This is a genomic window from Pseudovibrio sp. POLY-S9 (assembly GCF_001431305.1).
In the GTDB taxonomy this organism is placed as follows: Bacteria; Pseudomonadota; Alphaproteobacteria; order Rhizobiales; family Stappiaceae; genus Pseudovibrio.
On record NZ_LCWX01000060.1, the window covers coordinates 1 to 12,071 of the forward strand.

Genomic DNA, 12,071 nt, shown 5'->3' on the forward strand with positions numbered 1-12,071 from the left:
ATCCGCGTTTCTTCCAACTGGGCCGGCGCCAGCTGGGGCCACATCGCCATCCCCCGCATCGGCCACGAAGTCATCGTAGACTTCCTCGAAGGCGACCCGGACCAACCCATCATCACGGGGCGGACGTACCACAACAATAACAAGTCTCCCTACCAACTGCCGGACTTTAAAACGGTTATGACAATCAAGTCGGATACTCACAAGGGTGTGGGTTCGAACGAGTTGCGGTTTGAAGATCAGGCCGGGATGGAGCAAGTATATGTCCATGCCCAAAAAGATCAGGACATCGTTGTCGAGAATGACCGGCGTGAACATATCCGGCATGACCGGCATCAGATTGTAGAGAACAACCGACACCTGCTGGTCAAGAACAACCATTATCAGCACATAGCAAAAGATGAATATCGTCGCATTGATAATGAGACGAACTGGATCTTCGGCGGCAAACTGCTTTTCAAGGTCTATAACGCCCTGCATACAACGGTTTACGGGGCTGTCGTAAACAGTTTTCGTGCCAACCGCTCCACCATGATCAAGGGATCGGACAGCCTCAAGGTTGAAGGAGGCTCGACGACGACTATTTTGGGCAAGACCACGGTCAAGGCACCCAATATTGTTCTGGAAGGCACCGAAGAACTGACCATCAAGGGGCCGGGTGGTTTCGTCAAGATTGATTCCGGCGGGGTTACGATTGTCGGCAACAAAGTAAAGATCAACCAGGGTGGTAGTCCGGGGACGGCGGCGGATGCCGCCCCACCACCGCCTGAAGAGCCAACGGACCCGAAAGCTGCTGAGGTTGCAACCGACCGGGGATACAGGTGATATGGCGTTGTCCTATACCAATATCCCTGACCATGTCAGCTGGGATGATCTGGCATCTCTTCGTGATGAGGGCAGATTGTTTGCTCTTGTTGATGCCTGCGGGAACAAGGATGTTCCCGGACATGCGGCTGATCTGAAAGAGGATGGCTTTTGTCTCTATGAGGAGCTGGCTGAGGATTATTACAATACGGAAGCGCCCCATCTTGTCCGACCCAAAGACGAGATGTGGGAGCATATTGTTAGCCTGACGCAAAGTGATGATGCTTGGGGCTTCTTTCTCGAGACATCTGATAGGGTTGCTACGTCTCATCTCGTTCAGCATTGGCGGAACTGGGTAAATGTCTATCCGCCCAAAGGGAACACAACTGTTCTCTTCCGTTTTTATGATCCGCGCCTTCTTGAAACATTTTTGCGCTCAATGACGCCAGAAATGGCCCAAGCCTTCTGTGGTGATTTAGGGGCTTTCCATATCGCACCGAACAGCAAGGACAAACGCTTTTATACCTATCGCATCAATCACACCGAAGAAGCCGGGATTGCCAGCCTTCCGCCCTACCGGGTAGGTGCCAGGCAGTTCGAAGCATTGCGGGGCAGGCAGACTGAGCTTCGGCATGAACGCATTTTGGATTTTCTGCGTAAGGGCTTTGGCGAAAAGCTGATTGACCGAGGTGACAAGGACTTGCTGGCACTCGTTGCAAGATCGGAGAAGACCGCCAAAAAGCTTGGATTTGAAATGGAACGGGACAAGGTGAAGTTCATTGTCTTGACGACTGCTTTTGGTGAGGGCTTCCACGAAAATGGCACGCTGCCAGAGGCGAAGTCCATTCTTTCCGGGCCAGATTTTATGTCCGGGCAATCAAAGATCGAACGGTTGACGCAGGTGGCCAGACGCAAGGATGCGTCCAGGCTGGGTGCAGCATAGGACAGGTGCAATGACACAGGCAGAAACAGCAGGCGGTCAGCCAACCGGAGATGTGATTGACCTGGCCGATCTTGATTTTTCGACGGTCAAGGAACACCCGGACAGGATTTGTGACCATTGTCCGAATGCATTGGCCGTTTTTGTTCATTATGAGGATTTTTTCCCGTCTCCAGGGGCTCCGTTTCATTTGATCATGGAGGGGGGCGCAGAGACCAACGGCACCTGTGGCGATAATGGCATGGTGGCGATCTATGGCCTGCCAAACGAGGCTGCCATGGTGCTGGCCGGTGAGGATGCCATTGAATACAAGCCGGAAAACCAGCAGAAGCGGAATCCAGATTATCTGAAAAACCAAGATATTGTTCGTGCGCGTCTTGCGCGGGATGAAGCGGAGCGCATGCGCGACGAGATTGACGGTACTGCGCTTGGTCGTCTGTTTGGTGGGCTGGACGATGATACACAGCGAAAAGTCAATGAATATAAACGGATTGAGGAAAATGCGAGAAATACCCTACGGAAACTGGATGCTGATGATGAAAGTTGGTTTGGTTGGATATGGGGTGCGCTGCAAGGAGAGTGGAATGACAATCCGACAACCGGGCAGATTATCTTCGATGCAGCGCTGACGGCCATTCCTATTATCGATCAGGTTGGCGATCTCAGGGATGTTTCTGCGATTGTGCTCAAGCTTTGTGATAGCAAGGTGCGGGAGGAAGAGGGCTGGTTGCTGTGGCTATCGCTAGGTATTTGCACCATCGGGCTGGTCCCTACTGTTGGATCGGTCGTCAAGGGGGTTTTCAAAACCATTTTCAATGCCTGCAAACCGTTTTTGAAGGCGACAGGCGATTTCCTGAAATCCTTCAAGAAGGCCGCATCACCAGAAATGGTCAATTCCGTCATGGCTGTGGCGCGCTTCTTCTCTTCCGGCAATGCCGTCAAATGGCTTCAGGATCTGGCAGCCGATTTTCAGAAACTGATCAAGGAGGCTATGGGCCTCTTCAAAAAGTTTCTGGCTACCATGCAGAAACAAGCCAGCAAGGCGCTGGCAGAAGCACGGGCAAGCTGGACCTTGTGGGGATTGCGTGACACCTCTGGGTTGATCAAGGCAGCGGAACTGGCCGTTAGCAAGATTGTAGAATTCGCATCCAAGGCAGTTGGCATGGTCGAAAAAGCACTCGGAAAGCTTGATGATGTGTTTCAGGAATTTGTTCACAAGATCATCAAATTTGCAGTTGGCAATCTGCGTGATGAGGACACGATCCGGGCTCTGACCAAAGATGCGGTGAAGATATTTAAAAATACTGCGGCTAGTGGTGCGGCGGCTGGTGGAACGGCCTCCGCACTCCAAGCCAGTGCGCCGAGCTAAAAGGAGAGAGATATGGCAAAAGCTCCTTCATCAGCAGCTCGAAATGCTGGTCAGGCCGGATTGATCGCTGGTCGAAAAGCAGGCGGAGAAGCCGCCGGGCTGAACGGGATGACCAATATCAAAAAGAATGGCAAAGCTCCCGATGTTATTGACAGTTCAGCTGACGCGGCAAAAAAAGCAGAGCCTCCTAAAAAAAGTGTGCTGGATGATCATCCAAATGCAAAGCCCATAAGCGCGAAGGATCTTGAGGAAAAGCTCGGTCGTCACAATGCAGGCCCCAACGCGCCTATCTTCAAAAAATGGGAGAAAAAAGGTGGTTGGCTAAAATATGATCCTGATACAGGAGCTGTGATCTATGGTAAGAATATAGATACTTCCACCAAAGGAAATATGGATGTCGAGATTCCTTATGTAAATGGCAAGCCGATTTTTGATGACTTCACCAAACATAAAACAAAAATTGACTCTTTTACTGGTGACAGGGTCAAAGATTATGAGAAAGCAAATGAAAAACTTATAAGAGAAAATCCGGATTTGGCTAAAGACGCTGATGTTGTTGAGCCAGACGGAAAAACTGCACTAAAAGATAGCCCTCAGAAAAGAGATGCGGATGGTGCGAAAGTATATTTATGGCATCACCACGAGGATGGTAGTTCGATGTTGCTGGTTGATCATAATGTGCATAATTTGTTTAAGCATGCTGGCGGGCATTCGGGAAAATAGGATAACGCAGGAGGGTATTATGCAGAGAGTATTTTTTACTTGGAGCCCAGAGAATAAAAATTCAGAAATATTTGAAGAATGGGTAAATAAACGATTTGGCGTTAGTCTTCCTGAAGATTTTCTTCTGTTCCTTCAAGATAATGGTATCGGGGGGAACCCAGTTCCAAACCAATTTTCAGGTAAAATTGGTATGGAACACTTGGTTATTGAGGAATTTTATAGGTTATCCCCTGAAGATGCTATATTGTCAATTCAGTATAAAACAGAAGATGCTGTCGATGAAGAAGTGATGGGAGAAAATATGATCATGTTTGCAGAAGGAGCGGCAGGCCATCTAAGTTTCACTCTTGCAATCAAAGGACCGCACAGAGGTAAGGTTTTTGCCTTCGTGGATAGTGGTGTTTATCTGGAAGGGGATCAGATCCGGCTGGAAAATGGAGCTTTGCATCTTGCCGACACATTTAGCGAGTTTATCGACGGCCTTTATGCAGATGAAGACGCTATTCATAGTTGGGAAGTTAGAATGGGATATCTTCCTGATGAAATCAAAGAGAAATTTAGTTCTGGTTCATAAAGCGGATCGTCATGTTGTTGGGTGTGTGGTTTGGGAATACAGGACCTGTAGAAGATTTTCTCGATAATAGAGAAGCCATAACTGGTTGCGTCCCTGAAGATACTGCCGCGAGGTTTGAGAATTAAAAATAATGCCTCATATCGATCCGATCGCACAGCCTGCTGATGAACGGGAAATTGAAGCCTTTAAAGCGTGGGCAAAATATCCGGTTCCTGATGATTATCTTGCTTTTTTGAGAAAGTATAATGGTGGATATCTGGCTGGAGTTAGACCCGGTTTTTATAACAGGGATGATGAAACGGTGGCCTGTGTTTCAAAATTTCAGCATATTTCTAGTGATCCTGAAAAATGCATCAATGATCTTTTTCGAAGGAATTTTTCCTTTTCCGATGTGATGATTGAAACTGATGATATTCGAGACAACTATTATGCGCCTGATTATTATATCAAAATTGCAAATGGTGCGCAGCATGAACATATATTGATGGACCTGAAAACAGGCCGTGTTTTTGGTTTTGATGATGAGACAGAAGAAGAACTGGAAACAACAGAAGCATTCCTGGAACATTGCTTATTTCTTGCAGATAGTTTCGACAGTTTTTTCTCGCAGCTTGTTGACGAAGGACCAGAGTGAGTTTGACTGAAACTTGATTGGCAGTCGAGTTTGCAGTGCTTAGATGATTGTCTAGTTCAGAGGCGACGTGCAGACTATAAAATATGGATATCCAGATTTAAACGAGCACTGGATACGGGAATTTCCTATCATGGAAAGGCGTTCGAGTTCAGTTTTCAGGATCATGAAAGCCTGAAGCAGTATCTGCGTTATTGCAAGGAAAACGGAACAGGATCTGGCCCTCTGACGTGCTTTTTTGAGAAGGGTAATGGATCTTTTTGTATTGAGTTTTTCGCGCGTCTTGCTCCGCATCCAGAGTACGGGTTTGCGTCGGTCACCACTGTTGTTTTTTTTCAGGGCTCGTTGCGGGCTTCATCGGATTTTGATTTTTTGATTTTGAAGGAGAGGCGAAATGCCAAAAGCAGCACGATTGGGAGATATTGGGGCAGGCCATGGCTGTTTTCCTCCGACACCGGCTATTAGCGGTTCCGGCGATACCTTCATCAACGGCAGAAAGGCCGTGAGGCTGGGTGATGCATTTGCGCCGCATGGCTGTCCCCAATGCCCTCCTCATCCACGTTCCCTGTCTGCCGGGTCTGCTACCGTATTCATCAACGGCAAAAAAGCAGGTCGTGTGGGGGATAGTATCGGCTGTGGCGGCTCTGTTTCAGCCGGCTCCGGTGATACCTTCATTGGTGATGTGGGAATGGGTGGTCCTCTGAAGAGCTGCATGAAAGGCGCAAAGGATAATGCATCGCCCTTGCTGGATCCGGGTTTGAGCAGGCTGGAAGATCCTGCGTCGGTCGAATTGCTCGCCTTCAAGGAGGCTCTGTCGATGCCCGTCCCTGAGCTTGGTTCATTTGTGCAGGATCAGCTCGCTTCAATTCTTGAAAGTGGAATTCAAGACATCCTGTCCCACCATGTTGCCTCGCATCTTCCCAAAGTTGGGCTGGATGGCCTGACGAATAAAGCTCTTGATACGCTCAAAACCAAGGCATTACACAGCGGCGCCCTGATTGGTGCTCTGAAAGGGAAGGTTCCGGAAGTTACCTCTCAGGCTGTCTCCCGTGTTTCGCAAAATTTTTCCGATGCCGTGTCGTCCGAGATATCACTGGGGGAGCCATTGTCTGCGACCATACCGAATATTCCCGATAATCCGTTAGTGGCGGGATTGCATGCTCTGGCCCAATCAGGAAACCCGGCAAAGCTGGATTCTGTATTGCGTCCGCAGGCCTCGGATATGTGTGTGAAGCTCATGGCAAATGCCTGTGGTCTCTGAGTTTGCCCGAACGTAGTTGAAGTTTAATAGGTCTTCACGCCTTCACAAATTGATTTTAAGGGTGCAGACACGAACATGCATGCAAGAAACAGGTCGGATTGGATCTGTCAAAGCGAGATTAAAAGAGAAAAATATGACTGTATCAAAGACAGCTAAACCCAGTCGGATACGTGACTGTTGTATGGCAAACGAGCATGCAGGGCATGTCAGAACTCCAAAGGGGTTTACCTGGCACCATGATGGCGCCAATCCGGGTACATTGCAACTTGTCGATTCCAGCATGCATAACGCCTTTCCTCACTCCGGTGGTGTTTCGGTAATCAAGGAGCAACTGAAGAATGGCTAAGGCAGTGATATTGGACGCCTCCACCGGGCTTGATGAAGCAGCTCTTGCATCTTTGGAAAAGAAACTAGGATTTGCTCTGCCAGCAGATTACCGGTCGTTTTTGTCTCAGCACAATGGCGGTAGACCGGTACCAGAATGCTTCTCGTTTCTTGATGATGATGGTCCCTATAGCGACTCTTTGGTGGACTGGTTTTTGTCAGTGGGAACTGATGATCCGTCAGATTTACTGGATTATTGTTCCATGTATGTCGAGGACGAGCGTGTTCCATCCCATATGCTTCCCATTGCGCATGATCCGTTCGGTAATCTGATCCTGCTGTCCTTGTCTGGAGATGATGCAGGCGCGATATATTTCTGGAATCATGAAAATGAAGGGGACGCTGATTACAGCAATCTGAATTATATCGGGAAAAACTTGGATCATTTCCTTGAACGTCTCTTCAGCTTTCAGGGCTAACATATGTCCATACTTTATGATCTTTATGATTATCGGGGGCAGAGGCCAGGAAACACCCGGCTTGTGGATTCAATTTTCAATCCTGTCTCTGGTGAAGCGACCTTTTCCAGAACTGATCTTTATTACCCGGGAAAAATTCCCCTCTTTCTGACCTCGACCTGGCAGTCCATGTCACTTTTCAACGGACAGACTGGCGAGGGATGGATTGATAACTGGAGCCTGTATGTTCTGCCGGGCCCGGAATGGTTGAGCCTTCACCTGCCAACGGGTGAGATAGCACGTTTCCAGATACCTTGGTCCGGGGGAATTTCCACCAATCCTGTTGTAAAGGACTGGAAGCTTGAAATCCTGAATATGCGCCCGACCTTTCGGGTAGCAGGGGGATTGTTTTACGAGTTTGGTTTGTCGGACGGTAAAAAAGTTTTTCTGCGCAGGTTATATAATGAAGCTGGCGATGAAATCCGTTTCAAACGGTCAGCTTACGGAAATTTGACCAGTGTTTCCCGCAATGACGGGCTGCATCTTGATATTCATTGTGATGATTTGCAAATCAATCGGATAAGCGAGCGGGATCGGGTAACCGGTCAACTAAAGGATGTTGGTTCCTATCGATATGATGATGATGGCAGGCTTGTACAGGTTCACTCGGCATATGCCGGAGAGTGGGCCTATATGTATAATGAAGACGGGAAGCTTACCCACCGGGTGAGACCTTCAGGTGCGTTTGAAGCCTTGCAGCTAGATAGTGATAACCGGCTTTTGAACAGGCGCTTCAGGCATGGCATGGCGCCGTTGGAATGTGCCTATCCGGCCACTGACAAGACGGTAATCCGCCGTGGTGGAGACGCAATAACCGAATTCAGCATTGATTGTGACCAGGCCGTTCTTTCCTCTTTCAGGTTGGCAGATGGGCGAACCGTTACCTATCACTGGCAAGATGGCCGCTTGCATCGGGTGGAGGCAGGTGAAGATACAAATCTGGAATTCTCTTATGAGGATGAATGGGGCCTGCTCGCGTCAATAGGGGATGGTGATCAGGAGTTTTTGAGAATTGGTTATGACGGTGCCGGAAATCTACTTTCGATGAATTTCCGGGGTCTGGAATGGTTGCTGAAGTATGCTCAAGATACGAAAGCCCTGTCGGAACTTATAACGCCAGATACCAGCTTCAGCTTCACAGACGGTGTTGTACAAACACCTCGATTGGCCCCAAATTCTCCATCAGACTTATTCGGTTCTTTGGCTGAGATTGTACGAAAAAGGCCTTTGTCGGTAGCTGGTCTCATTGAATTACCGCAGTCTGTTCAAGAGGGACGAGCAGAGATATTACTTGCCCATGTTCATGATATTCTTTCGGCTCCTGTTGAAAGAACCAGCTGGCGAGCAGCTCTTTCCGGGGATCCTTCTTGTATTCATGTAGACCTGCCTCATAATCTTCTGGACCGTATGTCCAGTTTGTTTCATGCGGCTTTTCTGGGTGTATCCGAGCCTTTGTTGTCTCCTTTTTCCTCCAATGTGGTGCCTGTATCGCATCTTCAGTTTTACCATGCTGATAATCACTCTGATTTTGTCGAGATTGGAACCGAAGTTATTGGTCGGGATGTCTTTGGTCGCCCGGTCTGTTTGGAGGATCGCTCCGTCGAAGTGGGTTTCAGTCGTTCCGGGTTTATAAATGATCTTGCAGTTGCAGGTAGTTCCGAGGAATGGACCTTTTCCTCAACGGGTACTGATGTGTTTGACATTGCCCGAACAGCTCATTTGGCAAGATCCGAACAATCTGATGGAAACATCAAAACCAGTGTCCATCAATGGGATGCAAACTTGACTGAGCAACCTCAGCAATCGCTGGATGCTGCGTTTGATGGCGTTGGTCGCCTTTGCAGTTTGACCGATGGTCAGCAGGTTCTCAAAAAGAATTATTTGGGAACACTTCTTGAAACGGAACAGATTGACGACAGGGTTTTTCGCTACACCTATGATGATACTGGTCGGTTAAGTGCTGTTACAAGTGATCACTTTTTTGCTCAGATTGAGAGGGAGGAGGGTTGCGACATCCTAAAACTGAATGGGCAAAAATTTAAATGCTATTCAGATCAAAGCTGGCAAGTTATCGACGATCCTGACCACGCGATTTTTCGATTCAATACCGAAACTGACTATGTAACCGGAATTGTCCAATCGGGGACTATTGATAATCAGCATGGCATTCAAACCAGTTTTTCAAGGAGATTTTCCGACAAGGAAGGCGAATGCATCGACGCTTCAGGAACAGATCGCTACACATTAAGAGCAAATGGGTTTGTCTGCGAAAGTGCGGGTTTCTACCTGAATGTGAACCAAGTGGATGATTATTTGAGGATTGACTTGAATGGTCAGGAACTGCTGATCACAGATCATGGTGACCGGTTTGCTCTGGAGTCCAAAGGTCGAGAAGTGGCATTTAATACTCAGCATAATCCTGCTGGGGCTGTTCAAACCGTGACGCTCGTTGCGGATGACCGGGATATTCTATGCTACGAATTTGATCGTGATGTTGTTGGTAGGGTTAAGTCCATTCGATTTTCCAACTTGCTTCCAGGATTTTTGCAAAACTCAAGGGCAAGTAATCTTCATGATGAGGTAGATCTCAATTATACTCTTACGGGTCAGATTTGTGATGTCAGAATGAAGGAAATCGGGGGAACACGACGCTTCTGTAGCCCTTATTATGCTGCAGGACATCGCTGGTTTATGATGCTGGATAATGAACCGGTTTCGTGTCTACCCTGTATGAATGGGGTGCTGCTCAGAACCGACGATAAGACACGCTATACCTTTCCCTTCGATCACACTCTTTTCGGTGCTGATGCTTCTTCGCGAATAGCCGTACGTATGTCAAAACTGAACAGCTTTGGAATGTTTAGTGGTATGTTTTATGTCCTGTCGCGGCTGCAGGTTCTCGATAACTTTTTTCCTTTTGGTCAATTGATCCCTGAAGGTCTGATATGGCCCCAAATACCGTTCTGGAAGGGGCCTTACGGGGCACTATCAAGTTAGCTCTGGCCGCAGTTTTAATGAGTAAGCGAGGACTATGACCTCAGTTCCGATCTGTTACAAGCGCTACCGATTTCCGCCTCTAATCATTGCTCATGTTGTATGGCTCTATCGTAACCGGTGTTCAGCCCCCACCTTCCAATTTTGATTTTTGGAGTGCATCGCGTTTAATTGGTTTCATATCCTACAGCCTTGAAGACGTTGCTACACTCATCCTTTTCGAACAGGTCACAGACTTACCCGACAACCTGCCAGAGCTCGTGATAACTTCTTGCAGCCGCCTTTCGGATGCTTGACGATGTCATCTCGATAGGATTCAGGGCGGGAGGAGCAAAAACTACGCGCCGCGCTGTCTAAGATATTGCGTGAGTGGTGAGCGTGCGATGAAGGCCTAAGCACAGATCAGTTGATTTGAGTAAGGAAGTGTTTCGACCCGAGATCTTGCTGACTGGAGTGAGTAATGAGGCAAAACGACATGCTACTTGATTGAAATCAACTCTTGATGATGCGCCAGATCACGAAGCGCCAACGCTGTGTGCAAACTCTAGAGGGCAACCATGGACTGTCTCGGGGTTCAGAGCATCATGGCGCAAACTACGCATCCATCTTGAGAAACAGAACCTGATTGAGCCGGGCCTTACTCTTTATGGTCTGCGGCATACGGTGGCGACCATTTTGCGTGAGATTGGGCTGAACGACAGAGATCTTGCCGCCGCGCTGGGACATGAGACAGAAGCCATGGCGCGGCTTTATGCTAAGGGAGCTGATTTGCGGAAAAACATGTCGGATATTGCTGCCCGATTTGAGAAGGAAATCACTTTGCGCGGGGAAGAATTCTGCAAGCAGTTAGAGCAAAAGTGTCAAACCATGCCGAAAAAAGTGTCAAACCTTGAGAAAGCAGAGCAAATGCTCAGTTTATTATCTAGTAATTTCAGGAAGATAAGTGGTGCCCGGAGGCGGATTCGAACCACCGACACGCGGATTTTCAATCCGCTGCTCTACCAACTGAGCTATCCGGGCACATTCTGCTAGGTCGGTTTGTTTCCCGTCCTGCGAAGGTGAGCGTCTTATAGGGTGCCAAATTTCTCCTGTCCAGCAGGCAAATGCATTTTTTACAAAGAAATCTGTTTTCTCCACTGCCTGCTCACCATTTTCTCTTAAGCGCCTTAAATCATGAGGGTTTTATCCCAAAATGAGCCTCACGACGGCATTGAATAGCCTAAGTAGGTGCCCCTTTTTCCGAAATATCCCAAAACAGCGCCACCATATTCCGCATGGCATCGCGGGCAACTGGCTTGAGAATATGCTCATTGGGCGCATGCTGCGAGCACCCAGCATAAGAATGCGGAACCCAAACGGTTGGCAGGCCCAATGTTTCTGCAAAGCACTCATTAGGCAAGGAACCAGCAAGGTTTGGCAAAAGATGGGGTGCCTTGCCACTGGTTTCTTCCAGGGACGCCATCACCATGCGCACCCAAGCATTGTCTGGCGAAAGGCGCGTTGCATGAAAGAAGCCGCGATCTTCCTGCCTTATCTCGACATTATTAAATCCATTGGCATCCAGATGCGCACGCAAGGATGGGATGAGACCCTGAACATCAGTTCCCACGACGTAGCGCAGCTGGCAAACTGCGAAGGCATAACCATCAATTGCGTTTACTGGTGCTTCTGGTGCGCCGCTCTTCATTGCGAGCACAGCAAAGGAGTTCCAGCCAAACACACGCTCGGCAGGGGTGAGACCCTCCTCACCCCAATTCTCGTTTATGGTCGGGCCTTGACTATCACCAACGGGAAGATCACTCAGAGCTTCCCTAATGTCTGGTGTCAGGCTGGTTGGGCGCCAACTAGGAATCTGGATTTGACCGCGCTTGTCCGCAATGCAGGAGATAGCGTTAGCGAGAATAATGGCGGGGGCTGCAAGCAGCCCGCCCCCGTT

10 protein-coding genes, 1 tRNA gene and 1 pseudogene are annotated in these 12,071 nt (G+C 48.6%); 10 read left to right on the forward strand and 2 right to left on the reverse strand.

Annotated features, from left to right (window positions below; translation table 11 throughout):
- The 10 genes from vgrG to PPL9_RS04220 all read left to right on the forward strand — a co-directional run.
- Window positions 1–822 (forward strand): type VI secretion system tip protein VgrG (gene vgrG / locus PPL9_RS04180; protein ID WP_152986589.1); only part of this gene is annotated, 822 nt, incomplete at its 5' end.
- A 1-nt stretch (window position 823) separates the two neighbouring features.
- On the forward strand, window positions 824–1,744 hold the full coding sequence (locus PPL9_RS04185; protein WP_057461477.1) for a DUF4123 domain-containing protein: 921 nt from the start codon (window positions 824–826) through the stop codon (window positions 1,742–1,744).
- A gap of 10 nt (window positions 1,745–1,754) precedes the next feature.
- Window positions 1,755–3,110, forward strand: a complete 1,356-nt coding sequence (locus PPL9_RS04190) for a hypothetical protein (protein WP_152986590.1) — start codon at window positions 1,755–1,757, stop codon at window positions 3,108–3,110.
- 12 nt (window positions 3,111–3,122) lie between these two features.
- Entirely contained in the window at window positions 3,123–3,833 is a 711-nt protein-coding gene (locus PPL9_RS04195) for an HNH endonuclease (RefSeq protein WP_057461479.1), read from the forward strand.
- A 19-nt stretch (window positions 3,834–3,852) separates the two neighbouring features.
- Window positions 3,853–4,407 (forward strand): SMI1/KNR4 family protein, encoded by a 555-nt coding sequence (locus PPL9_RS04200; protein ID WP_057461480.1) that lies wholly within the window; start codon window positions 3,853–3,855, stop codon window positions 4,405–4,407.
- Between the two features lie 130 nt (window positions 4,408–4,537).
- On the forward strand, window positions 4,538–5,041 hold the full coding sequence (locus PPL9_RS04205) for an SMI1/KNR4 family protein (RefSeq protein ID WP_057461481.1): 504 nt from the start codon (window positions 4,538–4,540) through the stop codon (window positions 5,039–5,041).
- Between the two features lie 391 nt (window positions 5,042–5,432).
- Window positions 5,433–6,299: a PAAR domain-containing protein gene (locus PPL9_RS31070; protein ID WP_082596531.1), complete on the forward strand. Its 867-nt coding sequence runs from the start codon at window positions 5,433–5,435 to the stop codon at window positions 6,297–6,299.
- A gap of 133 nt (window positions 6,300–6,432) precedes the next feature.
- On the forward strand, window positions 6,433–6,645 hold the full coding sequence (locus PPL9_RS31075; RefSeq protein WP_161831204.1) for an HNH endonuclease: 213 nt from the start codon (window positions 6,433–6,435) through the stop codon (window positions 6,643–6,645).
- Entirely contained in the window at window positions 6,638–7,102 is a 465-nt protein-coding gene (locus PPL9_RS04215; protein ID WP_057461482.1) for an SMI1/KNR4 family protein, read from the forward strand. Before PPL9_RS31075 ends, PPL9_RS04215 begins: the two co-directional genes overlap by 8 nt.
- A gap of 3 nt (window positions 7,103–7,105) precedes the next feature.
- Window positions 7,106–10,138 (forward strand): DUF6531 domain-containing protein, encoded by a 3,033-nt coding sequence (locus PPL9_RS04220; RefSeq protein WP_057461483.1) that lies wholly within the window; start codon window positions 7,106–7,108, stop codon window positions 10,136–10,138.
- Between the two features lie 941 nt (window positions 10,139–11,079).
- On the opposite strand, the gene PPL9_RS04225 is transcribed toward PPL9_RS04220, so the two are convergent.
- Both PPL9_RS04225 and PPL9_RS34080 read right to left on the reverse strand, forming a co-directional pair.
- Window positions 11,080–11,155 (reverse strand) — tRNA-Phe (locus tag PPL9_RS04225).
- Window positions 11,156–11,354: 199 nt separating this feature from the next.
- Window positions 11,355–12,071: pseudogene (locus tag PPL9_RS34080) on the reverse strand (M20 peptidase family dipeptidase); the annotation flags it as partial.

Bases quoted from the DNA above. Each gene is read 5' to 3' on its own strand.
- PPL9_RS04185 (WP_057461477.1), top strand. From the start codon at position 824: ATGGCGTTGTCCTATACCAATATCCCTGACCATGTCAGCTGGGATGAT.
- PPL9_RS04190 (WP_152986590.1), top strand. From the start codon at position 1,755: ATGACACAGGCAGAAACAGCAGGCGGTCAGCCAACCGGAGATGTGATT.
- PPL9_RS04195 (WP_057461479.1), top strand. From the start codon at position 3,123: ATGGCAAAAGCTCCTTCATCAGCAGCTCGAAATGCTGGTCAGGCCGGA.
- PPL9_RS04200 (WP_057461480.1), top strand. From the start codon at position 3,853: ATGCAGAGAGTATTTTTTACTTGGAGCCCAGAGAATAAAAATTCAGAA.
- PPL9_RS04205 (WP_057461481.1), top strand. From the start codon at position 4,538: ATGCCTCATATCGATCCGATCGCACAGCCTGCTGATGAACGGGAAATT.
- PPL9_RS31070 (WP_082596531.1), top strand. From the start codon at position 5,433: ATGCCAAAAGCAGCACGATTGGGAGATATTGGGGCAGGCCATGGCTGT.
- PPL9_RS31075 (WP_161831204.1), top strand. From the start codon at position 6,433: ATGACTGTATCAAAGACAGCTAAACCCAGTCGGATACGTGACTGTTGT.
- PPL9_RS04215 (WP_057461482.1), top strand. From the start codon at position 6,638: ATGGCTAAGGCAGTGATATTGGACGCCTCCACCGGGCTTGATGAAGCA.
- PPL9_RS04220 (WP_057461483.1), top strand. From the start codon at position 7,106: ATGTCCATACTTTATGATCTTTATGATTATCGGGGGCAGAGGCCAGGA.